Source organism: Polaromonas sp. (assembly GCF_016185115.1).
In the GTDB taxonomy this organism is placed as follows: Bacteria; Pseudomonadota; Gammaproteobacteria; order Burkholderiales; family Burkholderiaceae_C; genus Polaromonas.
This window is the reverse complement of sequence record NZ_JACPOF010000029.1, coordinates 279,575-303,484: the sequence shown is the minus strand read 5'-3', so window position 1 is coordinate 303,484 and position 23,910 is coordinate 279,575. Positions and strand designations below refer to the sequence as shown.

At 60.5% G+C, this 23,910-nt stretch carries 12 protein-coding genes; 6 read left to right on the top strand and 6 right to left on the bottom strand.

What is annotated here, in order from left to right; translation table 11 throughout:
* The first annotated feature begins 33 nt into the window (after positions 1-33).
* From HYX42_RS20190 to parC, 4 genes are all read left to right on the top strand, one after another.
* A complete protein-coding gene (locus HYX42_RS20190) occupies positions 34-2,013 on the top strand; it encodes a DNA topoisomerase IV subunit B (protein ID WP_293406505.1) in 1,980 nt (659 codons plus the stop codon).
* Positions 2,014-2,118: 105 nt separating this feature from the next.
* A complete protein-coding gene (locus HYX42_RS20185) occupies positions 2,119-2,952 on the top strand; it encodes a transglycosylase SLT domain-containing protein (protein WP_293406824.1) in 834 nt (277 codons plus the stop codon).
* A gap of 21 nt (positions 2,953-2,973) precedes the next feature.
* Positions 2,974-4,182, top strand: a complete 1,209-nt coding sequence (locus tag HYX42_RS20180; RefSeq protein WP_293406502.1) for a diguanylate cyclase — start codon at positions 2,974-2,976, stop codon at positions 4,180-4,182.
* A 77-nt stretch (positions 4,183-4,259) separates the two neighbouring features.
* On the top strand, positions 4,260-6,602 hold the full coding sequence (gene parC, locus HYX42_RS20175) for a DNA topoisomerase IV subunit A (RefSeq protein ID WP_293406500.1): 2,343 nt from the start codon (positions 4,260-4,262) through the stop codon (positions 6,600-6,602).
* Positions 6,603-6,861: 259 nt separating this feature from the next.
* Here the strand turns inward: parC and HYX42_RS20170 are convergent, their stop codons facing one another.
* From HYX42_RS20170 to HYX42_RS20155, 4 genes are all read right to left on the bottom strand, one after another.
* Positions 6,862-7,323: a RidA family protein gene (locus HYX42_RS20170; RefSeq protein WP_293406498.1), complete on the bottom strand. Its 462-nt coding sequence runs from the start codon at positions 7,321-7,323 to the stop codon at positions 6,862-6,864.
* Between the two features lie 32 nt (positions 7,324-7,355).
* Positions 7,356-8,351: a transglutaminase family protein gene (locus HYX42_RS20165; protein ID WP_293406496.1), complete on the bottom strand. Its 996-nt coding sequence runs from the start codon at positions 8,349-8,351 to the stop codon at positions 7,356-7,358.
* 15 nt (positions 8,352-8,366) lie between these two features.
* Positions 8,367-11,231, bottom strand: a complete 2,865-nt coding sequence (locus HYX42_RS20160) for a circularly permuted type 2 ATP-grasp protein (protein ID WP_293406494.1) — start codon at positions 11,229-11,231, stop codon at positions 8,367-8,369.
* A 171-nt stretch (positions 11,232-11,402) separates the two neighbouring features.
* Complete coding sequence (locus HYX42_RS20155) at positions 11,403-14,945, bottom strand: DUF2126 domain-containing protein (RefSeq protein WP_293406492.1); 3,543 nt, start codon at positions 14,943-14,945, stop codon at positions 11,403-11,405.
* A 256-nt stretch (positions 14,946-15,201) separates the two neighbouring features.
* On the opposite strand from HYX42_RS20155, the gene HYX42_RS20150 reads away from it, so the two are divergent.
* Positions 15,202-17,712 (top strand): DNA internalization-related competence protein ComEC/Rec2, encoded by a 2,511-nt coding sequence (locus HYX42_RS20150; RefSeq protein WP_293406490.1) that lies wholly within the window; start codon positions 15,202-15,204, stop codon positions 17,710-17,712.
* Between the two features lie 79 nt (positions 17,713-17,791).
* Here HYX42_RS20150 and HYX42_RS20145 read toward each other — a convergent pair whose 3' ends face one another.
* On the bottom strand, positions 17,792-21,286 hold the full coding sequence (locus tag HYX42_RS20145; RefSeq protein WP_293406488.1) for a DEAD/DEAH box helicase: 3,495 nt from the start codon (positions 21,284-21,286) through the stop codon (positions 17,792-17,794).
* Positions 21,286-22,044, bottom strand: a complete 759-nt coding sequence (locus tag HYX42_RS20140; protein ID WP_293406486.1) for a Hachiman antiphage defense system protein HamA — start codon at positions 22,042-22,044, stop codon at positions 21,286-21,288. The genes HYX42_RS20145 and HYX42_RS20140 overlap by 1 nt, the downstream gene beginning before the upstream one ends.
* A 368-nt stretch (positions 22,045-22,412) precedes the next feature.
* Here HYX42_RS20140 and HYX42_RS20135 point away from each other — a divergent pair, with 368 nt between their 5' ends.
* Positions 22,413-23,909 carry a circularly permuted type 2 ATP-grasp protein gene (locus tag HYX42_RS20135; RefSeq protein WP_293406484.1) on the top strand — a complete coding sequence of 499 codons (1,497 nt, stop codon included), beginning with the start codon at positions 22,413-22,415 and terminating at the stop codon, positions 23,907-23,909.
* Position 23,910 lies beyond the last annotated feature (1 nt).

Here is a 23,910-nt window from a genome sequence, read left to right as displayed (position 1 = left end):
GGTCTACAATCCCGGCAACATCCTGATTCATCCATGGCCGTCAAATTACCCTCCGCCCCCCCTGAATATTCCGAGAGTTCCATTCGTGTTCTCAAGGGGCTTGAGCCCGTCAAGCAGCGGCCGGGTATGTACACGCGCACAGACAACCCGCTGCACATCATTCAGGAAGTGCTGGACAACTCGGCAGACGAAGCGCTGGCTGGCCACGGTAAAAAGATCAAGGTCACCCTGCATACCGACAACTCGGTGAGCATTGAGGACGACGGCCGGGGCATTCCGTTCGGCATGCATCCTGAAGAGAAGGTGCCTGTGGTGGAAATTGTCTTCACGCGCCTGCATGCAGGCGGCAAGTTCGACAAGGGCAAGGGCGGTGCCTACAGCTTCTCGGGCGGCCTGCATGGCGTGGGCGTCAGCGTGACCAACGCGCTGTCCAAACGCCTGGAAGTCACCTCTTACCGTGAAGGCATGGTCGCCAAACTGGTCTTTTCCGGCGGCGACGTCATCGAAAAGCTTCATCTGCGCAAGAGCGGCGAGGGTGACCGCAAGCTGGGCACCACGGTGCGCGCCTGGCCGGACGCCAAATATTTCGAGTCGTCGGCCCTGCCCATGGCCGAGCTGACGCACCTGCTGCGCAGCAAGGCCGTATTGATGCCTGGCGTGACGGTCACGCTGACCGTAGAAAAGACAAAGGAAACCCAGACCTGGCTCTACAAGGGCGGCCTGCGAGACTATCTGATGCAGACACTCACTGCCGACCCGGTCATCCCCATGTTCGAGGGTGATGGATATGCTGATGCCGCGCACGACAGCTTTGCCGAAGGCGAGGGCGCTGAATGGTGCGTCGCCTTCACCGAAGACGGCCAGCCAGTCCGTGAGAGCTACGTCAACCTGATTCCCACCAGCGCTGGCGGCACGCATGAAAGCGGCCTGCGCGACGGCCTGTTCACGGCGGTCAAGAGTTTTATCGAGCTGCATTCGCTGTTGCCCAAGGGCGTCAAGCTTTTGCCTGAAGACGTGTTTGCCCGCGCCAGCTATGTACTCAGCGCCAAGGTGCTGGACCCGCAGTTTCAGGGCCAGATCAAGGAACGCCTCAATTCACGCGACGCGGTGCGGCTGGTGTCCAGCTATGTGCGTCCGGCACTGGAGCTCTGGCTCAACCACCATGTCGATTACGGCAAAAAGCTGGCAGAACTGGCCATTCGCGCCGCCCAGTCCCGGCAAAAGGCCGGCCAGAAGGTCGAAAAACGCAAGGGCTCGGGCGTCGCCGTGCTGCCCGGCAAGCTGACTGATTGTGAAAGCCGCGACCTGGCGCATAACGAAGTGTTTCTGGTCGAGGGCGATTCCGCGGGCGGCAGCGCCAAGATGGGTCGCGACAAGGAAAGCCAGGCCATCCTGCCCCTGCGCGGCAAGGTGCTCAATACCTGGGAGGTCGAGCGCGACCGCCTGTTTGCCAACACCGAGATTCACGATATTGCCGTCGCCATTGGCGTCGACCCGCACGGGCCTGACGACACGCCTGATCTTGGCGGCCTGCGCTATGGCAAGGTCTGCATCCTCAGCGATGCCGACGTGGATGGTTCCCATATCCAGGTGCTGCTGCTGACGCTGTTTTTCAGGCATTTCCCCAAATTGATAGAAGCCGGACATGTTTATGTGGCCCGGCCGCCGCTGTTCCGGGTCGACGCGCCAGCACGCGGCAAAAAGCCCGCTTCCAAGGTTTATGCGCTGGATGAAGGTGAATTGACGGCAATTCTTGATAAATTACGCAAGGAAGGCGTCAAGGAGGGCTCTTGGAGCATCAGCCGCTTCAAGGGACTGGGTGAAATGAGTGCGGAACAATTGTGGGAAACGACACTCAATCCTGATACCCGCCGCTTGTTGCCGGTCCAGTTGGGCAACCAGAGCTTCTTGCAAACAGAAGAACTCATCACCAGATTGATGGGCAAGGGAGAAGCTGCGGCACGCCGTGAACTCATGGAACTGCACGGTGATGCCGTGGAAATAGATATCTAGATATTGATGCAAGCTCCCTTACAAGTTTTGACCACGCGATGGCTTCAAGCCCTGAGGGTGTTGCGCGGCTGCCTGTCGCACACAGCGGTGAAGCAGCTGGTGGTCATGCTGGCCTTGGGTTTCCTGTTTGCAGCGCCCGCCCGTGCCGATGTCTGGGGTTATGTCGATGCCAGAGGTGTGGCGCATTTTTCTGCCGAAAAGCTCGACGAGCGCTATGAGCTGTTTTTTCGTGGCAATGAGAGTTTTTCTGTCGGCGGCCAGAAAGGCGCGCAGGGCTTGGGCGACAAAGCCAGTACACCCCGCACCGTGAGCGGGAGCGGATCTGGAAGCGCATATGCCCCACCGAAGCTGCTCGCGTATTTCGACGTATCGCCCAATTACAAGGCCGTCAAACACCTGCTGCGCGAGGCTGCGGCCACGCACGGCATCGACTACGAATTGCTGCAGGCCCTGATTGCCACCGAGTCGGGTTTCGACACCAACGCCGTGTCGCCCAAAGGTGCTGTCGGGCTGATGCAGCTGATACCGCCGACGGCCGAGCGTTACGGCGTGCGGGCAGACAAAAATTCGGCCATTTCCCAAAAGCTGACTGACCCCCAAACCAACATCAAGGCCGGCTCCCGCTACCTGCGCGACCTGATAGCCATGTTCCCGGGTCAGCTGGAACTGGCCATAGCCGCTTACAACGCAGGCGAGGGCGCTGTGCAGCGCGCGGGCAACAAGATCCCGAATTACCCCGAAACCAAAAATTACGTCAAGACCGTCATGCAGCTCTACGGCCACCTCAAGCCTGCCGGTGTACTCGCGGATGTGCGCCGCACGCCGGGCCGGGTGCGCATGGAGATGATGGGTGGCAATCGAGGGCGCACCAACATGCCTCCGGTCGCATCTGCGCAGGCGGTTGATGCGCGCCAGTCCGCTGACGGCCTTTCAGAGTAGTCCGGCAGCCTGGCCGTGCCGATGAGTCTTATTTTTAATCCCGATATTTTTGCGCTGGGGCTGGCTGTTGGTGTGCTGGGGCTGGTGCTGCTGCTCAGCCTGATCATTGCCTATGCCTATGAAGAGCGCACGCTGCTCTTCCTGGCCGCGTATATCGCCGTGATGGTGGGGCTGGTTTTTGCTGGTGAAGCGTGGCTCAGGGGGCGTGAGCTCATGCAACTGGAGTTGCTGATTGCCGGCCCCGCGCTGGTCACCATACTGGTGATTTGGCTGCTGCGCAATCGCCACAACTCAATGTTCGACAAAGCTGCCATGGTGGCGATCGGCCTGGCGACCACGGCGTTGATGGTTTTTTATGCGCTGGGCGGCGTGTCACCCAATGCGGGCACTGACGCGGGCCGGGTTTCGCTGGGCCTGACGCTTGTGTGGTTTGCGCTGCTCGTGGGGTCCTCCATTTACCTGGGCAGGGAGTCCTGGGAAAGCGCCGGCCCGTGGAAGTGGTGGCTTGTTTTGGGAGATGTGTTCGGCATTGCTGTGGCCGTGGTGTTTCTGGGCGATCTTGTCGATGCCCAGAAGCCTTACTGGCCAGTGGTCCTGATGCTGGTGCTGCAGGTGCCCGCCATTTACCTGTCTCTGGTATGGCGCAGCCGGCTGCTCAATGAAAGCCGCCTGCGCAGTGTTGCTGCCGATGTCACCGACCCGCTGACCGGGCTGGCCACCACGCCGGTTCTGGTTGAGCGCCTGATGCGCATCACCTCACGCGCCAACCAGTCAAAACAGGGCCAGTCGAGCAGCGCGCTCTTCATCATCCAGGTGCAGAACTGGGTTGGCCTCATCAACGAGCTGGGTGCTGAATTCAACGAAAAACTCCTGCTCGAAGCTGCCCTGCGCTTACGCCGGTCGATTGGCGACAACGACCTTGTGGCGCGTATCAGCAGTGGCCGTTTTGCGGTCGTGGCCCAGGGCCTGACTGACCCCGCTGAAATATCTTCCATGGCCACCCGGCTGGTGGTCAGCGGCCTGCGCATAGACAGCCCGCAATTGCCTGGGGTCGAGCTCCAGTTCAGGGTTATCCTGCGCCCGCTGACGTTTGCAAAACCCATGTCCATGCCCGCCGTCAAGGACTGGCTTGCCAGCCTCGCCTCGCATTTTGAAGACTGGCCGCGCAGCCACCGTGCGCGCAGCATACTGGTCGTCGAAGGCGACGCCAGCAAACCCACGGTGGCCTGATGCCCGCCAGGTGCACGCTGCAGCCTGCGCCGGCGCAGTTCTTTATCTGATTGTTTATTTCACATTCGCACTGACCCATGGATCTTTTCACCGCCGACCCGCAAGCAAGCACTCCCGAGCCAGCCGACCAGGACTCTCTTGCCGCCTATGCCCAGCGCGCCTACCTTGAATACGCCCTGAGCGTCGTCAAGGGCCGGGCCTTGCCCGATGTCTGTGACGGCCAGAAACCAGTTCAGCGGCGCATTCTGTACAGCATGGCGCGCATGGGCCTGGGCTTTGGCGGGGCCAACGGCGCCAGCGGTGCCAAGCCGGTCAAGAGCGCACGTGTTGTGGGCGACGTTCTGGGTAAATACCACCCGCATGGCGACCAGGCAGCCTATGACGCCATGGTGCGCATGGCGCAGGATTTTTCGCAGCGCTACCCGCTGGTCGATGGGCAGGGCAATTTCGGCTCGCGCGACGGCGACGGCGCTGCCGCCATGCGCTACACCGAGGCGCGCCTGGCCCGCATCACCAGCCTGCTGCTCGATGAGCTCGATGAAGGCACAGTCGACTTTGTGCCCAACTACGACGGCTCGTTTGAAGAGCCCCGCCAGTTGCCAGCGCGTTTGCCCTTCACGCTGCTCAACGGCGCCAGCGGTATTGCTGTCGGCCTGGCGACCGAGATCCCCAGCCACAACCTGCGCGAGATCGCAGACGCCTGCATCGCGCTGATCAAGTCGCCAAAACTCACGGACGAGGAACTCTCTGCCCTCATACCCGGCCCTGACTACCCGGGCGGCGGGCAGATCATATCCAGCGCTTCTGAAATTGCTGCCGCTTACAGCACCGGCCGCGGCTCGCTCAAGGTGCGTGCGCGCTGGAAGATTGAAGACCTCGCGCGCGGTCAGTGGCAACTGGTGGTCACCGAGCTGCCGCCCGGCGTCAGCACCCAGCGTGTGCTTGAAGAAATTGAAGAGCTCACCAACCCCAAGATCAAGGCCGGCAAGAAAGCGCTCAGCGCCGACCAGGTGCAGCTCAAGCAAACCGTGTTGTCTGTGCTTGACGTGGTGCGCGACGAATCGGGCAAGGAAGCCTCAGTCCGCCTGGTGTTCGAGCCCAAGACCAGCCGTATCGAGCAGTCAGAACTCATCACCACGCTGCTGGCGCACACCAGCCTCGAAAGCTCATCGCCCATCAATCTGACCATGGTCGGCATCGACGGCAAGCCCGCGCAGAAGTCGTTGCGGCAGATGCTGGCCGAGTGGATAGAGTTCCGCCAGACGGTCATCCAGCGCCGCTCGCAGCACAGGCTCGACAAGGTGCTGGCCCGCATCCACATCCTCGAAGGCCGGCAGCTGGTGCTGCTCAACATCGATGAAGTGATCGCCATCATCCGCCAGTCAGACGAGCCCAAGGCCGCGCTGATTGCGCGCTTCAGGCTCAGTGAAACCCAGGCTGAAGACATCCTTGAAATCCGCCTGCGCCAGCTCGCACGGCTTGAAGCCATCAAGATCGAGCAGGAGCTCAAGAACCTGCGTGAAGAGCAGGGCAGGCTGGAAGAAATCCTCGGCAGCCCGGCCGCACTCAAGCGCCTCATGGTGAAAGAGATCGAGGCCGACGCCAAACAGTTTGCCGACGCCCGCCGCACCCTCATACAGGCCGAGAAAAAAGCCGTGTTCGAGGTCAAGGTCATCGACGAGCCCGTTACCGTCGTCATCAGCAGCAAGGGCTGGCTGCGCGCACGTACCGGTCACGGCCACGATGCGGCCAGCTTCGCCTTCAAGGCCGGCGACGGCCTTTACGCCACCTTTGAATGCCGCACAGTCGACAGCCTGCTCGCCTTCGGCAGCAATGGCCGCGTCTACTCCATCCCGGTATCGGCGCTGCCCGGCGCACGCGGTGACGGCCAGCCCATCACCACCATGATCGAGCTGGAAACCGGCACTCAGATCCTGCATTACTTCGCCGGGGCCGCCAGCGCCTGGCTGCTGCTCAGCGGCTCGGGTGGTTACGGCTTCCTGGCTACGGTAGAGAACATGCTGTCGCGCCAGAAGGCCGGCAAGGCCTTCATCAACTGCGGCGAAGGTGAAACCGTTTGCCGTCCATCGCCAGCGAACGTGCCGCCAGGCGCACCGGCTACCCACGTCGCCTGCGCATCAACCGGCGGCCGCATCCTGACCTTCGAGATCGCCGAACTCAAACCCATGGCCAACGGCGGCCGCGGCCTGATGCTGATAGACCTCGAAGCCAAAGACACCCTCGCAGGCGCCGCCGCCTACACCCGCAGCGTGAAGATCAGCGGTATAGGCCGTGGCGGCAAGGCGCGTGAAGAAACCCTGGAGATCCGCAGCCTGAACAACGCCAGGGCCGCACGCGGCCGCAAGGGCAAGGCGGCTGATCTGGGCTTCAAGCCGAATTCGGTGGAGCGGGTTGAGTAGTTCCAGGCGTTCAGCGAAGCGCCCGGGCAGTTTCAGAGGAATTTTGCCGTACACGTTAATAATTTAACGTATACGGCAAAAATTGATAAAAAGTTAACTTCCATATTAACTTTTTGGGTTTTTGGCCCGGTTCAGGTCGCCCAAATGCCTCGAAAACACCAAAAAATGGCCTTTTTAGGACATTAAATCGGCTGCGGGCCAATAGATACGCGCGTGAGCAGCTACTGAATTAATAGCGTTTTATGCGATTGAAACCGGCTCAACCCACTTCAGCAATCAACTCAATCTCGACGCAGGCGCCCATGGGGATCTGCGCCACGCCGAAAGCGCTGCGGGCGTGTTTGCCGGCGTCGCCAAAGACTTCAGCCAGCAATTCGCTGGCGCCGTTGGTGACCAGGTGGTGGTCGGTGAAGTCGGGGGTCGAGTTGACCAGGCTCATGAGCTTGACGATGCGCTTGACCTTGCCCAGGCCGACAGCTGCTTCAAGCGTGCCCATGAGGTCGATGGCCACGGCCCGTGCGGCGGCTTTGGCTTCTTCGGTGCTGATGTTTTTACCGAGCTGACCGACGATGACCTTGCCGTCTTTTTTGGCGAGATGGCCGCTGAGGAACACCAGGTTGCCGGTCTGCACAAAAGGCACATAGGCGGCCAGCGGAATGGCCAGCGGGGGCAGGGTGATGTTGAGTGCTTTCAGCTTGTCGTAAATCGGTCCGGTGCTCATGGGTTTCTCCTGCGGAAATAAAAATAAAGGAATCAGCCTTGCTGCTGGTTGGTCCAGGGCATCCAGCCCTGTTCCTGCATGTTGTTTTGATGGCTTTGCACGGGTTCGCTGTTCGGGATGATGGCGGGTTCATCGACCGGCTCAACCGTGACGGCCACGTCAAGCACGTGGCGTGCGCCGCCGCGAATCACACCGCGCATGGGTGACACATCCAGAAAGTCGCGGCCTGTGGCAAGCGTCACATAGTCTTCGCCGGGCGGCCTGTCGTTGGTCGGGTCAAAGTCAAGCCACTGTCCGGCTGTGCTGACGCCTGCAGGGCTGGGGCAGTAAACGGATGCCCAGGCGTGTGATGCATCACTGCCAATCAGGCGTGGCTGGCCGGGCGGCGGTTTCGTCAGCATGTAGCCGCTGACATAACGCGCAGGCAGGCCCATGGCCCTGCAGCAGGCGACCATGATGTGTGCAAAGTCCTGGCACACGCCCTTGCCCTGGCGCAGCGCGACCAGCGCAGGTGTGCTGACCTCGGTGCTGTTGCTTTCGTACACCATGGCGCGGTGTATGCGCTCCATCAAATCGTGTGCGGCTTCGGGCAGCGGTCGGCCCGGCGTGAAGCTGGGGCGCGCAAACTGCACAAAAGCATCGTCGCGCGGCACATAGGGCGAGGCGAACAAAAATTCAGATGCGGCGTTGTACGCTGCGCCCGCGCTGTAGCGGAACTGGTCACGCACCTGCTCCCATGAAGGGGCAGCTTCGCCGAAGTCTGGCGGCTGCACCGGGCTGGTGGCCACGACGCTGTCAGAGATCACGCTCAGGCTGTCGTGGCTGGTCTGCAGTGAAAAGAAGGTGCGGTAGTTGCCGTACACATCGGGCACATCGCGCTGCTGCGCGGGTGCGGGGCTGATGCGCAGGTTGTGGCTTTGCAGCACCTGGCTGGCGTGGTCAATCGGTTTGAGGTGAACGACGTGGTGCGCATTCTCGACCGCAGGGGTGTAGAGGTAATGGGTTTCGTGAACGACGTGGAGCAGCATGGGTAAAGGCCTGGCTCAGGCGCCCAGGCTATGATTGCCTGAGGCCGCGTGGCTGAAGTACTGGCGGCTGATGTTGTCGGACAGTTCAAACGCGGCGTCATTGCATTCGTCGAGCAGCTGGATCAGGCGTTCGTAGTGGCTGGTTTCGGGTTCTGCCGAAGGTTTTTCTACCAGGTCGGCCAGCACCCAGCTGCCGGGGTCGGGCAGGTGGCCTGCCAGGTCGGGCACTTCACCCAGTTCACCGCGCGTACTCTGCGCCAGTTTGGCGAGCCTGCCCTTGAGCGTTTGCACCACCCAGCCGAGTGAGCGCGGGTTGTCGCGGTCGAGCACCAGCAGGTCGAGCAGGGCGGGGATGTCCCGGCGCTGCTGGTACTGGGCGTGGAAGGTGATGGTGCTGTCGAACAGTTCGATCATGGCGCCGAAGCCGCCTTCGTCAAACACGGCTTCGGTGCGGAAACCTTCGATGAGTGCTGCCGACAGCATGCTCAGGCGTTCGATGTGCCGGCCTGTACTGAGCAGGCGCCAGCCGTCGTCACGCATCATGCGGTCGGTCTGCGCGCCTGTCATGGCGGCCATGAAACCGCTGGCATGCTCAAGCGTGCGCAGGGCTTCAACAGATGAATATTCAAGCCCGTGCGCGCCCAACTGGCTGGCCTTGTTGAAGGCTTCGCAGCGGGTAAAAAAATCAGCTTCGGCGCGCACGATGATGTGCCACTGCTCCTGCGACAGGCGCTCACGCACGGCTGATGCCGCGCTTTTGAGCGCGCGCAGGTTGAAGCCGACGCTGGCTGGCTGTGATGTTTGTGCCAGCCCGGCAATCAGCGATCGTTCAAACACGCGGCGTGCCTGCGTGGCGGGCGGCACGGTGTCGAGCACTAGCGCGTTGTTGACGGCCATCTCGGTCAGCCATTGCAGCAGCGGTTGTGATGACTGGTCTTCACCGCCCAGGCTGTGCAGTGTGAGTTGCGCCAGGCGTATGGAGTTTTCGGCGCGCTCTGTGTAGCGGCCCAGCCAGAACAGGTTTTCTGCAGCGCGGCTGGTGACGGGCGGTTTGTAGCGGCTGAAGGTCGAGGCCAGCACTTCTTCAGGCGCCAGTGTGGTGGCCGGCTCGGCAAGTTCTTCGCTGGTTTCAGCCTGTTTCGGGGCTGCCTCAAGGGGAGCCAGCGCTTCACGCAAGGTGCGGGCCGGGGTGCCGGCCAGGGTCACGTCACTGCCACTGTCGTCCAGCACCCAGACATCGGCGCTGCTGCCGCCGTGCTGCATCGAGGCGATATTCTGGTTCTTGCCTGCCAGCCGTGCCAGGCCGCCAGGCAGTACCTGCCAGCCGCCCTTGCCGTCGGCCACTGCAAACACGCGCAGCATGGCCGAGCGCGGTGCAATGCGCTCGCCCTGCCAGGTGGGGGTTTGCGACAGCGGGAGGTAGGCCTGAACGGTGTAATCCTCACCCTGGCGCACAATGCGGCCCGCCCATTCATCGAGCGAGCGACGCGACAGGCTCTGGCCTATGACGGATTGGAGCCGCGAGCCGGGGTAGGTCGGTTTGATGACGCAATCCTTGAGCTGGGGCAAGACCTCCTGCATGACGGCCTGCTCGCCGCACCACCAGGTGGGCAGCGAAGGAATGCTCAATGTCTCGCCCAGCAAGTGCCGCGAAAGTGCGGGCAAAAAGCCCAGCAGCGCACTTGACTCAAGAAAGGCCGAACCCGGTGCGTTGGCCACCAGCACATTGCCGGCGCGTATCACCTGCAGCAGGCCGGGGACACCGAGGGTGGAGTCGGAACGCAATTCGAGCGGGTCAAGAAACTCGTCATCAAGGCGCTTGAGCAGACCGTGCACGGGTTCAAGGCCCTGCAGCGTCTTGAGGTAGAGCTTTTCGCCGCGCACCATCAAGTCACTGCCTTCAACCAGCGTCAGGCCGAGGTAGCGGGCAAGGTAGGCGTGTTCAAAATAGGTTTCGTTGTAGGGGCCGGGCGTGAGCAGCACGATGCGCGGGTTGCTGGCCGGGCTGGCGGACTTCATGCCGTCAACCAGCGCCTTGTAGGTGGCTGCCAGCCGCTGGACTTTCATCTCGCGGAAGGCTTCGGGAAAGAGCAGCGAAATCGTCAGCCGGTTCTCAAGCAGGTAGCCCAGGCCCGAGGGCGCCTGCGTGCGCTGCGAGACCACCCACCATCGACCATCGGGACCGCGTGCAAGGTCAAAGGCCGCGATGTGCAGGTAGGTGCCGCCTGCCGGCGTGATGCCCTGCATGGCGCGCAGGTAACCGGGGTGGCCCTGCACCAGTGCAGAGGGCAGCAGGCCCTTTGACAGGAGGTTTTGCGGACCATAGACATCGGCCATCACGTGGTTGAGCAGGCGTGCGCGCTGGCGTATGCCGGTGTCTATCTGCTGCCAGTCCTGCGGCGAGATGATGAGCGGAAAAAGATCAAGCGACCATGGGCGCTGCGGGCCATCGGCGTCGGCATAGACGTTGTAGGTGACGCCGTTGTCGCGAATCTGGCGCTGCAGGTTGGCGGTGCGGCGGCTCAGGTCATGAAAGCCATCGCTGCCGAGGAAATTGAAAAAGGTGGTCCAGGTCTGGGCCAGCGGCGCGGCGGGTGTATCGGCCTGCTGACCTTGCGCAGGTTTGGGCGCACTGGCCGTGAGGGCGGGAGGCTCGGTACCGGCCAGAAAAAGACCGGCACCTGGTGACTGCCCTTGAGACTGTGATTGCGACTGGCCTGGCGATGCCTGTTGGGACGTGATGAGCGGCGGTTTTGCCACCGTGCGCCCGCGCAGTTCGTCAAAGTGACCTGCAGGCGCTTGAGGCGCCAGGGCCGACGCCAGTTCCGCGGGGTCTTCTGGCGAATCGACTGCAAAAAGTGACTTGTTGTTGTTTTCCACGTGGCCCAAGGAGTGGCAAATATGCTGGGACTAGCGGGTCAATTGCAGGCAATTGAGGGCAATTGAAAAAGCCGGGCCCCTTGCGGAACCTGGCCTTGATTCTAATTGCTTACACCTCAGCCTGACTGCCCTTGAGCCTTGGGGCCGGGCAATGTGCCTGCGCCTGTTGTGTTAACGCAAATCCAGCGTGAAGGGGAATTCGCGGCTGGGTTGTGCAGCTGTCACCACCATGCGGCCCGGTGTGTGGCCCAACTGCAGGAAACGTGTCAGGCGCCGGCTTTCGGCCTCATAGGAGTTGACGGGCAGGCTGGCATAACTCAGGCCGCCCGGGTGCGCGACGTGATACTGGCAACCGCCCAGCGAGCGTTCCATCCAGGTGTCAACCACATCAAAGGTCAAGGGTGCATGCACGCCAATTGACGGGTGCAGCGATGAGGGCGGATTCCAGGCCTTGTAGCGCACGCCGGCCACGTATTCACCGACGGTGCCGGTGCTTTGCAGTGGCAAGGCACGGCCATTGACGGTGACGACATAGCGGTTGTCGTTCAGGCCAGTCACACGTACTTCAATACGCTCAAGCGACGAGTCGACATACCGCGCGGTGCCGGTTGAAGAACCTTCTTCACCCATCACATGCCAGGGCTCAAGCGCGCTGCGCAGGGTGAGCTCAATGCTGTTGGCCTTGACCTGGCCGATCATCGGGAAGCGGAACTCGAAGTGCGGTTCGAACCAGGCCATGTCGAAGGGGTAACCCGCTTCGTTCAACTCGATCAGCACATCCTTGAAATCCATGCGCACAAAGCTGGGCAGCAGGAAGCGGTCATGCAGCTCGGTGCCCCAGCGCGTGACGCGGCCGTGGTACGGCTTGGTCCAGAAGCGCGCGACCAGTGCGCGCAGCAGCAGCTGCTGGGCAATGCTCATGCGCGCGTGCGGCGGCATCTCGAATGCACGCAGTTCAAGCAGGCCGAGGCGGCCGGTGGATGAATCGGGCGAATACAGCTTGTCGATGCAGAACTCGCTGCGGTGCGTGTTGCCGGTGACATCAACCAGGATGTTGCGCAAGGTGCGGTCAACAATCCACGGCGGCATGTCCTGGCCGTATTTTTCGCGGTTGATGGCGATCTCGCGCAGGGCGATTTCAAGCTCGTAGAGTTGGTCGTTGCGCGCTTCGTCGATACGCGGCGCCTGGCTGGTCGGGCCAATGAACATGCCCGAGAACAGGTAGCTCAGCGACGGGTGGTTGTGCCAGTAGGCAATCAGGCTGGCCAGCACTTCCGGCTTGCGCAGGAAGGGGCTGTCGGCAGGCGTGGCGCCGCCCAGCACAAAGTGGTTGCCGCCGCCGGTGCCGGTGTGCCGGCCGTCGGTCATGAACTTTTCTGCGGACAGGCGGGTTTTGTGGGCAACGTCGTACAGGAATTCGGTGTGCTCGACCAGTTCGCCCCAGTTGTAGGCGGGGTGGATGTTGACCTCGATCACGCCGGGGTCAGGTGTGACGGCCAGCATCTTCAGGCGCGGGTCGCGTGGTGGTGGATAACCTTCAATGACGATTTTGATGTTCAGTGTTTGCGCTGTGGATTCCACTGCCGCGAGCAGGTCGAGGTAGTCTTCAAGTCGCTCCATGGGCGGCATGAAGATGTAGATCGCGCCTTTTTCACCGCCGCCCACAGTGGTCTGGCCGGATGCCTTGGCATCGGCCTCTTTTTTGGCCTTGGGGCCATTGGCGCGTTGCGGGTCACGCACCTCGACGCAGAGCGCCGTGCGTGTCAGCCATGCGGCCGATTCGAAAGCGTTGGGGACGCGTGCCGTCGGCGCCTGTGTTTGTGCCTGGGCAGGTGTGATGCCCTGTTCGCCCAGGGGGCTCTGCATGACACGGCGTGCTTCGTAGCGAGGTGGAACGTTCTTCGTGAACCGTGCGAGGTATTGCTCTATGCGTTCTGTGCGCTGCGCCGGGCTTTCTGTGCCCGCGCCGACCGCATAACGGCCGGCAAAGGCAGCCGTTGATGGCAATGCATCGCGCGGCGCAAACGGGTCGGACTCGATCATGTAGGGATAGTCGGTCCTGGACACCCATGGCACTGAATCCAGCGGCAGGCGGTAACCCATGGGCGAATCACCCGGCATCAGGTACATGCGCTCGTCGCGGAAGAACCAGGGGCCAGTGGTCCAGGCGGGGCCGGCCAGAGGTGCGGAAGAACCGGGAATGACTTCGCGCGCTTTCAGCGGCAGCACATAGCCGACCACCGAATCAAGCCCCTGCATGAAGATGCGGCGCAGGCGCTCACGCTCCATGGCGTCGTCGAGCTTTGAGTCGAACGGGTCCACGTTGACGGGCAGACGGCGTTCGCGCCAGAGGTAGTACCAGACATCTTCAAAACCGGGCGTGATGAAGTCGGGCGCCAGGCCGAGTTTGTCGGCCAGCGTGGCAGTAAAACGTGCGGCGTCTTCTGCCGTGTAGTTGCAGGGTTCGCTCTCATTGGCAAACAGGGCCGGGTTCTTCCAGACCGGCTGGCCGTCCTTGCGCCAGAAGATGCTCAGTGCCCAGCGCGGCAACTGCTCGCCCGGGTACCACTTGCCCTGGCCGAAATGCAGAAAACCGCCCTGTCCGTATTCCTCGCGCAGCTTTTGCACAAGTTCAGTCGCGTAGCCGCGTTTGGTCGGGCCGAGGGCGTCGATGTTCCACTCGGCTGCGTCGCGGTCATTGGTGGCGACAAAGGTCGGCTCGCCGCCCATGGTCAGGCGCACGTCGCCCTTGACGAGATCACGGTCTACCGCTTCGCCGAGGGCCAGCACCTGCGTCCACTGGTCTTCTGTGTAGGGCTTGGTGACGCGTGGTGATTCGTAAATACGCTGCACACCCATGTGGTGGCTGAATTCGACTTCCGATTCATCAACGCCGCCCTCAATGGGGGCTGCGCTGGAGGGTTCGGGGGTGCAGGCGAGTGGAATGTGGCCTTCGCCTGCCATCAGGCCTGAGGTGGGGTCCAGCCCAACCCAGCCCGCGCCCGGCAAAAATACTTCACACCAGGCATGCAGGTCGGTGAAATCGACCTCGGTGCCGCTGGGGCCGTCGAGCGATTTGACGTCGGCCTTGAGCTGTATCAGGTAACCCGATACAAAACGCGCGGCGAGACCCATGTGGCGCAGCAACTGGACCAGCAGCCAGCCGGTGTCGCGGCATGAGCCTACGGCCAGCCTGAGGGTTTCTTCAGGCGTTTGCACGCCGGGCTCCATGCGGATGGCGTACTTGATGTCTTTTTGCAGTTGCTGGTTGACGCTGACCAGGAAATCGTTGGTGCGCCTGGGTGTTTTGTCTATCCTGTCGAGGTAGGCCTGCACCAGTGGCGTGGCAGGTTCGGCCAGCAGGTAGGGCGCGAGTTCGTGCGCCATGGATTTGGCGTATTTGAACGGAAACTCTTCGGCTTCAGGCTCAAGGAAAAAGTCAAACGGGTTGAGCGTGACCATGTCGACCACCATGTCCACCGTGACCTTGAATTCACGTGTGGGCTTGGGAAAGACCAGCCGCGCCTGGTAATTGGCGAACGGGTCCTGCTGCCAGTTGATGAAATGCTCGGTGGGCTCGATCCTCAGCGAATACGACAGCACCTGGGTGCGGCTGTGCGGGGCAGGGCGCAGGCGCACAATTTGCGGCCCCAGGGTGACCAGCCGGTCGTATTTGTAGTGGGTGATGTGGCTGAGGGCAACGTGGATGGACAAGGGCGGTCTCGCTTATTTGCAGTTATGCACTGGTTGCAGTTGGTTCTAGCTTACTCTGGGGCTTGCCGGAATTTGCTGACAGCCCCAATGCTAGCAAGAGACGAGCCAAACGGGCGCCTGTCGGCTGATTTGGCTGCTTGTTCGTTGAACATGCAGCCATGCGCGTGCCGCATGACAAAAAACATAAAAAGCTCAGGGGGACGGTATTTCATTCAAAACATCCGGCGAGGCCGATCAGGACCGTAAGGCCGGCGGGTTGCCACTGGCATCGGTCCTGACCGGCCTGCTGGCCGGGTTTATTGCCGGGGTAGCCCTGCAATTGCAGCAGGCCGCCCTCTGGAATGGGTGGTTTTACGCCGCGCTGGTCGCCGGTTTTGCGTCTGTCTGCACACTGGTCATTGATGTACGGGCCAGTGCAAGGCCACGGCGCAGCCTGTTTGCGATTTTGCTGGTGCTGACTGCCGTGGCGGCGGGGTTTGGCGCGACAGGCCTGCGGGCCGTGGCTTTTCAGCAGACCGCCCTCAGCCCGGCGCTTGAGGGTAAAGATATTGCCATCATCGGCCAGATACAGGCCATGCCGCAGACCGGCGAAGACGGCATCCGATTTCGTTTCAAGCTTGAATCGGCCAGTCTTGAAGGGCAAACCGTGGTCTTGCCCCCACAAATTTACCTGGGCTGGTACGCCGGTTTCGGCCCCAGACCGGTCAAGGCCGCGCCACCCAAGCCCGCAGACAACGACAGCACCGAGCCGCCCGAATTTGCGCCTGACCAGCGCCTGCCGCAAAACCTGCGTGCGGGCGAACGCTGGCAGATGACGGTGCGCCTGAAAGCGCCGCACGGCAACAGCAACCCGCATGGCTTTGACTATGAACTCTGGCTATGGGAGCAGGGCGTGCAGGCGACCGGCTATGTGCGCACCGGTGTGCGTGATGAGCCACCCCGAAAGATCGGCGATACCTGGTGGCACCCGGTGGAGCGCGCCCGGCAGGCGGTGCGCGAGGCGATTTATGCGCGTGTGGACAACCGCCAGCTGGCCGGCGTTATCGCGGCGCTTGTTGTGGGCGACCAGAATGCGATTGAACGCGCGGACTGGGATGTGTTCAGGGCGACGGGCGTGGCGCATCTCATGTCGATTTCAGGCCTTCACATCACCATGTTTGCGTGGGTGGCGTCGCTGGTGCTGGCGTGGTTGTGGCGGCGTTCCGTCAGGCTGACGCCACGGCTCTGCCTGTGGGTGCCGGCGGCTAGTGCTGGCGCGCTGGGCGGCCTGCTTCTCGCCGCGTTGTATGCGCTTTTTTCGGGATGGGGCGTGCCCGCCCAGCGAACCATCTGGATGCTTGCAACGGTGGTCCTGTTGCGCCAGAGCGGCAGGCAGTGGCCCTGGCCCATGGTCTGGCTGCTGGCCATGGCTGTTGTCGTGGTGCTGGACCCGTGGGCCCTGATGCAGGCCGGGTTCTGGTTGTCTTTTGTGGCGGTGGGCGTTCTGTTTGCGGCCGATTCCGGCTCGATAAAAGAGGACGTGGCGGACGGCCAGAAAACATCCCGTCACTGGCTGGCAAAACCGGCTGCGGGCATGATGAAGGCCGCGCGCGAACAATGGGTCGTCACGCTCGCGCTCACGCCGCTGTCCTTGCTGCTGTTCAACCAGGTGTCGCTGGTCGGGCTGCTGGCCAACGCAGTGGCGATTCCCTGGGTGACGCTGCTGGTCACGCCTTTGGCCATGCTGGGCGTGTTCTGGTCGCCGGTGTGGGATGCTGCGGCACTGTCTGTCAGTGTCCTGACAGTCTTTTTGCAATGGCTCTCAGGCTGGTCGTTCGCATCCATCAGCGTCGCTGCCGCCCCCCTGTGGTTTGCCATCGCAGGTGTGCTGGGCGGCGGCCTGCTGGCCATGCGTTTGCCATGGCACTGGCGTGCCTTGGGCCTGCCGCTGATATTGCCCGTGCTGCTCTGGCAGCCGGTTCGGCCGGTAATGGGCCAGTTCGAGATACTGGGTGCCGATATTGGCCAGGGCAATGCAGTGATCGTGCGCACAGCCAGCCATGGGCTGGTCTATGACACGGGACCGAAGTTCTCGCGTGAAAGTGATGCCGGGCATCGGGTGCTGGTGCCGCTGCTGCGCGCCATGGGTGAACGCATTGACCTCTTGATGCTTAGCCACCGCGATGTCGACCACATTGGCGGGGCGCAGGCCGTGCTGGGCATGCAGCCACAGGCGCAACTGCTCAGTTCCATCGAAGACAGCCACGAACTGCAGGCAGTTCGCAAATCAAACCGCTGCGTGGCCGGGCAGCGCTGGTTGTGGGATGGCGTTGATTTTGAAGTGCTGCAACCTGCAGCAAGCGATTACGAAGGCGTCAACAAGTCTAATGCCATGAGCTGTGTGTTGCGGATTTCCAATGGCCGGCAAACGGCGCTGCTGGTGGGTGATATTGAAGCGCCGCAGGAGTTAAAGCTGGTCAATGACGACACCATGAAGGCCAAACTGAAAGCTGACTTTTTGCTGGTGCCGCACCACGGCAGCAAAACGTCCTCAAGCGGCGTCTTTCTGGACTCCGTCAAACCGCAGTTTGCGCTGGCCCAGGCCGGTTACCGCAACCGCTTCGGCCACCCGGTGGAGTCGGTCATGCAGCGTTATGCGGAACGTGGTGCCCAGGTATTCAAATCGCCGTCCTGCGGGGCGGCGACCTGGCGCAGCGACCGGCCCGAAGCGGTACTTTGCCAGCGGCAGCAAGGGCCGCGGTACTGGCATCACCAGCCGGGGGTGTAATTGGCGAACGGGCCTGAGGTCGGCTGATGAAGTGCTCGGCGGGCTCGATCTAGCGTTGATAGACGGAACTAGCTGTCGGCTAAGGCCCTATCAGGTCATTGGGTCCGACATACTCAAAATGAATTTTGTCGGCAGCCCCCGTAGCTGTCGCAACAATCAGTCCTACCGCATGATGATTGAACCTATATCCAATCTTGCCGACTTTCTGAAAATCCGCTGTGTAAATCACGTCTTCTTTGCCTGGCCCACCACCTAGTCGCAGGGGGGTGCCGGGCGGCATGGGTACACCAAACCATGTGACGAGACCGGTATATTCAGTTGCTGTCCAAGGAGCTGTGTAGCCGACGCCGTGCGGTGCAGTGAACTCGAGCCAAAGTTCGTGCGACTCCATAGTCGGCCAACTAGGGTCATCTCTCCGTTCCTGTATCTCTGCTGATGCTAGCCAAGCCCTCATACCGGCTTGCGTGTCGAAATCAGCTTCCGTGACCGCCACGACATGAATTGCTCCGAGTCGGGATGCGAAGCCCCCCTTGATAAGGGTCGAGGCTGCTACCGATAGCGTCCCTGTCTCAACGGCTGCGACCGCGTGCGTACTGCCGTAGTTGGCAACCGTGATGTCATCCGAGAACAAGTCTTGGTGAGCTTCGGCTCTCACACGCACGGCCTCCATGGCCCACGGGAGGTTGTACACAAAAGCATGTTCAATCAGAGACACCGCATCATCGGGGTCGTCGGCGCCGATTTGTGGCACCGGCAACCCTCGAAGCCAAAGTTCCAAAATTTGCTTCCAATTTTCCGGTAGCTTTTTGGGAGTGAAAGGCGGAATTTCAAATGCAATGTCTGCGAAACTGATGATGGCTTGCACCGCTCTATCGGGTTCACTTGCGTCTACTGCTAGGTTTGACTGGAGTAGTAAATACTCAAGTTCCTCTGCCCTGTTGTCGAGAGCCTTGCCCGTGGCAAGTCCGACACCGGCAAGGAAATAGCCCCGTCGTTGAGCAGGTGAGGAACTAGCCCAGATGAACTTGGCTCGCGCCTTCAATCCGCCAGCTAGAGCAGTTCGTGTTCCATCGGCTCGCCGTGAGAGCCGACGCATGAATAACGAGGATGTTAGTACTTCGTCGAGCTTCGCCTCCACCTCCGCCTCGGCGATTTGAGCGTCACCGAGCAAGCTAAAAATGGCGGTATCGAGGCTAGTTAAGTGCTTAGGCCAATCCGCAGCAGCTTCAGTCGCAGGTCGATTCCTCTCGCCCTCTATTACAGGGAAATCCCACCCGCTCTGTCCTGCAACATATTCCAGCAACACAGATACATCTTTGGTCTTAAGTTTCTGGGTCATCCGCACGAGCAAGGACGCCAAAAGCCGCAGAATACCGCTCTCCATCTCCCGCCCTTTTTCGCTGCTGACTAGTTGTGCCCACGCGCCGCGACGTTTGCTGTGGTCGTCGAACATTGGGTACACAACCAATCCTTCAATGTCAACGTAAGCCCGGCCAGCCCGGCCCACAACATTGCGGAACTCTGATTCGGCAATGGTTCCACCATCTCGCGAAAGGCCATGAAATACCAAACTAGACGCCGAAAGATTCAGACCTTGTGCAAGCGTGGGCGATGAAACCGTCAGTCTGAGTGCTCCATCACGAAGCAGCTTCTCGACTTCTTTCCTAAAGGGGGTTGGCAGATCACCATGATGTACTGCGACGCCAAGTCGGAGGCATTGAAGAATTTTATGATTAGGTCCGAACCACTCAGCTCCGACTGCTAAAGCGGGGGCCAGTACATCTGCAGGTTGCGTCAACACGGGAGAAATCAGTCCGTCCCCATACATACTGATGATGCGTTTTGCAAAGGGGATAACAGAGGCCCGAAGAGGGCAGAATATTAGTACTGACTGCTCATCTTCCATTAATCGCCAGGCACTGAATATGCACAACTCGGTCTGTGTGGACGGATAGACCTTGGCATTCCTTCTTGCACTCAGAGTCTTACCGATCACGAATTTTGGTACGAAGGGGTGTTCGTCACCAACGACTATATTTAGTTGACCAAGTTTGCTTTTTGGGTCCCAATTTACCTCGCCAAATCGCAAGCGAGTGGGGCGCCAGTTGTTCTTGATAAGTCCGTCGTCTTTGTCGAAAGTGAGCCAAGCCGTGAAATCTGCAAGCTGGTCGCCTTCAGGCAAGATCGCCGATAGGCAAACAATACGTCTGGTAGCTGCGTCAGAACGTCTCAATAGCCTTTGAATCTGCGCCTCGTATCGAACCTCGCGTTCCCCCAAGCCAATCATGTGGCCCTCGTCCAACACCACTAGTCCAATGTCTTCTAACAGATCAGGGTCGCTCCGAAGCGCAAAGTCCAGCTTCTCCGGCGTGGATACAACGATGTCCTGAGAGCGGAGCGCGTCGACATCCGCGCCGCTCGCGCCGATGCTTCCATACAGGCTCGAAACGGTCTTGCCTAGAGGACCAAAGGTTCGTCGAAGTGTGACCTCTGTCTGGGCAGACAAAGCTCGAAGCGGGGTAACAAAAACTACTCGCTTGCCGCGTGAGAGACACGCCAAAATGCACAACTCGGCAATACGTGTCTTTCCTGCACTAGTCGGTAGTGACAGCACTAGGTTGGCCTCAAAATTGAGCACGCGCTGCGCCGCGTCCGCTTGTGAAGGCCACAATTCAATTTCTGCACGTCGGCGGCGCATAAGCGAGGCGAGGAACAGCTTTCTCAACTGCGGCCAGTTACCTACATCAACGCCTGCGGGCCCTTGGCTCGGCAGCAGTACATGAAAGCTGCTGTCCCAGAGCCCATCGACAATGTAAACGGCCAGCCTATGGGTCCACCATTGGCTGACAAGATTCAATTCTCCCGCGACCGACAGGCCCTCTCGTAGGCGGACTTGAGCATTCTCAATTAACGACCGTTCTCCGCGTTCTAAGGCGAGTAGTGTCTGGGACATTGCAGAAAGGAAGTTTCCTTCGAGCGCTAGCGTCATCGCTTCTATAACGCCGTCCTCATTGGGGCTATCCTCATCGTCCTTGGCAACCGTTCTGAAAGCCGCTATCAGGTTGTTGTCTGAACCGATGTCTGATGTGAACCATCCGGATACGGTCGCGTTGACCCCTTCAATGTCTCGGAGCATTAGCTTGGCCAAACAGAGTTCAACGACCGATAGGTTTGATTCACCTAGGCCTTCGTACAACAACGAATAGGCTCGAGCTGAATAGCGACCTAGGTGATAGGCTGCGCCTGCAACCAAACGGTGAAAGTCCCTGTTTTCATCGACTTCACCTCTGGCGACCACGGCTTCGATTGACTCTGCAGCGACTTCGAATGCCACCTGGGATAGTTTGAAGTCGCCACCTAGGTCAACGTATCGCAACCCATGAAGTAGTAGCGAATAGCCGAAGGACAGGAGGTCGTCTGATAGTTCCGGGCTGAAGTCGGGAGCGTCAATGGGCAGAAGTCCAGCGCGCCAAATCATCCCTCGGGCCTGCCCTCTCGCCAGCAATTGCTGGCGATAACCCGGGGTCACCGCCGCCTCAATATTTGTGCGCAGTTCTTCGAGAGTGGTCGCCATTAGCCCCCCGCGCCCGCAAATACCGCCTTGATGAAGTCTTGGTGGTTTTCTACCCGAAGACCAACATAGTGTTGTGCTGCGCCCCCTTTGTATGCATTCAGATTATTGGTCAACAGCGTAGACGGATCATTGCCAGTGAACGTAAACAGCATGTGGGTGACTTGGGAGGGCTTTAGGCTGCGCTTGAGCTGCGCATCGTCCAAGGCATCCCGGAGAGGTTTGTCGCTTGCGCCATCCAGTCGATCTGCTATGAAGCTCATGGCGTGTGGCGACGGAAGCTCACCGTAGGCTGAGAGTGCCTTGCGAGCCTCAGCGATGACGGAAGCTGGCATCTTGGCGCGACTTTTAGCCTCCGCCTTAAGCACATTAAGCCCCGTTCCTCCGTCAAGGCTGAAAGCCAGCACGTCATCGCCTCGCATGGCCATATTGCGATGGTCCTTCCAGCGGAGACGCTTGATGCCGAGTCTGAAAGGAGTGCTCTCGTAGACGAAGGTCGTGCATAGGATTTCGCCCAAATCACCTGATTTAATGGGCAAAGCCGTGGGAAGCTTCTCATTGACGTATGCTGCAACGGCACTCCGTCCTAGACGGGTAAGCAGTTGGGCGAGACGGTCAGGCATCACGTAGTGGTCCGGCACCGCCTCTGCAACTATTGCCACGGCTTCTGCCTGTTTCTTGGGATTCGCATGCAGAACCTGCAATTTATGGACGGTTACAGGTATTTCTGCTTGAGTGCACCACTCTGCAAATCGAGTCATTGACGATCTCCCGTGTGTTTCAAAGAGTATCTCCTATCGGCTATAGGTTGGTCCTGCCCTCCGACGGCCAGAGAAAAACCTGCTTAAGCCCAAATGGCTTTCGATGTGGCCGTTCTCATCCGCTATTGATGTCGGCGGTTGCGGTATCCGGCGCTGTTACCTAGACCTAGCGCGGCGCCCGGCCACAATTGTTGTGCCAGCGGCAGCAAGGGCTGCGGTACTGGCATCACCAGCCCTGAATCGCCCACTTTCAGGCCGTGGCCTCCGGCGCCTTCATGTAAAAAAATCCCTGCGGGTCAAACCTTTGGCGCATAACTTGCTAAGCTAGAGTCACAAAACAGCGTTCACCGCAGCCGGAGATAAAGTACATGAGCCGACCGATGTTTGATGAAATGAACCTGACCGCCGATTCGGTCAGGGATCACTACAAGGGCTACCAGCGCTGGCTGGCCCGCCAGCCGGCTGACACCATGCAGGCGCGCCGCGCTGAAGCTGAAATGATCTTCCGCCGCGTGGGCATCACCTTCGCCGTGTACGGCGCCAAGGATGAAGATGGCGCCGGCACTGAACGCCTGATCCCGTTTGACCTGATTCCCCGCATCATCCCCTCCCATGAGTGGGCCAGCATGGAAAAAGGCCTGGTCCAGCGCGTCACCGCGCTCAACCGCTTTATCCACGACGTCTATCACGACCAGGAAATCCTCAAGGCGGGTGTCATTCCCTCCGAGCAGATCTTCCAGAACGCGCAGTTCCGCCCCGAGATGATGGGCGTCGATGTGCCGGGCAATATCTACTCGCACATCAGCGGCATCGACATCGTGCGTGCGCCCGATGCCCAGGGCAACGGCGAGTACTACGTGCTCGAAGACAACCTGCGTGTGCCCAGCGGCGTGAGCTACATGCTGGAGGACCGCAAGATGATGATGCGGCTCTTTCCCGAACTCTTCAGCGAAAATCGTGTGGCTCCGGTCGCGCATTACCCCGATCTGCTGCTGGAAACCCTGCGTGCGTCTGCGCCGCCCGCGACCGCCGACCCGACCGTGGTCGTGCTGACCCCTGGCATGTACAACTCCGCCTATTTCGAGCACGCCTTCCTGGCGCAGCAGATGGGCATTGAACTGGTAGAAGGCCAGGATCTGTTCGTCAAGGACAACTTCGTCTACATGCGCACCACGCGCGGCCCGAAACGGGTCGACGTGATCTACCGCCGTGTGGATGATGATTTTCTCGACCCGCTGGCCTTCCGCCCCACATCGACTCTGGGCTGCGCCGGCCTGCTCAATGTGTATCGCAGCGGGAATGTGGCGCTGTGCAATGCCATCGGCACCGGCGTGGCCGACGACAAGTCCATCTACCCCTACGTTCCCAGGATGATCGAGTTCTACCTCGGTGAAAAACCCATCCTGAAAAACGTGCCCACCTACATGTGCCGCAACCCGGAAGACCTGAAGTACACCCTTGCCAACCTGAAGGACCTGGTCGTCAAGGAAGTGCACGGCGCCGGCGGCTACGGCATGCTGGTCGGCCCGGCGTCGACCAACGCAGAAATTGAAGAGTTCCGCGCCGCGCTGCTCAAGAATCCTTCCGGCTACATTGCCCAGCCCACGCTCAGCCTGTCTACCTGCCCGACTTATGTCGAGAGCGGCATCGCCCCGCGCCACATCGACCTGCGGCCTTTTGTGCTCAGCGGCAAGGAGGTGCAGATGGTGCCCGGCGGCCTGACCCGTGTGGCGCTGAAAGACGGCTCGCTGGTCGTCAATTCGTCTCAAGGCGGCGGCACCAAGGACACCTGGATTCTTGAAGCCGAGGGGGCACCGCCCAAGCAGTCGCAGTCCCAATCGCAATCTCAAGGCGCGGGAGCCTAAA

Bases quoted from the DNA above. Each gene is read 5' to 3' on its own strand.
- HYX42_RS20190 (WP_293406505.1), top strand. From the start codon at position 34: ATGGCCGTCAAATTACCCTCCGCCCCCCCTGAATATTCCGAGAGTTCC.
- HYX42_RS20185 (WP_293406824.1), top strand. From the start codon at position 2,119: ATGCTGGCCTTGGGTTTCCTGTTTGCAGCGCCCGCCCGTGCCGATGTC.
- HYX42_RS20180 (WP_293406502.1), top strand. From the start codon at position 2,974: ATGAGTCTTATTTTTAATCCCGATATTTTTGCGCTGGGGCTGGCTGTT.
- parC (WP_293406500.1), top strand. From the start codon at position 4,260: ATGGATCTTTTCACCGCCGACCCGCAAGCAAGCACTCCCGAGCCAGCC.
- HYX42_RS20170 (WP_293406498.1), bottom strand. From the start codon at position 7,323: ATGAGCACCGGACCGATTTACGACAAGCTGAAAGCACTCAACATCACC.
- HYX42_RS20165 (WP_293406496.1), bottom strand. From the start codon at position 8,351: ATGCTGCTCCACGTCGTTCACGAAACCCATTACCTCTACACCCCTGCG.
- HYX42_RS20145 (WP_293406488.1), bottom strand. From the start codon at position 21,286: ATGGCGACCACTCTCGAAGAACTGCGCACAAATATTGAGGCGGCGGTG.
- HYX42_RS20140 (WP_293406486.1), bottom strand. From the start codon at position 22,044: ATGACTCGATTTGCAGAGTGGTGCACTCAAGCAGAAATACCTGTAACC.
- HYX42_RS20135 (WP_293406484.1), top strand. From the start codon at position 22,413: ATGAGCCGACCGATGTTTGATGAAATGAACCTGACCGCCGATTCGGTC.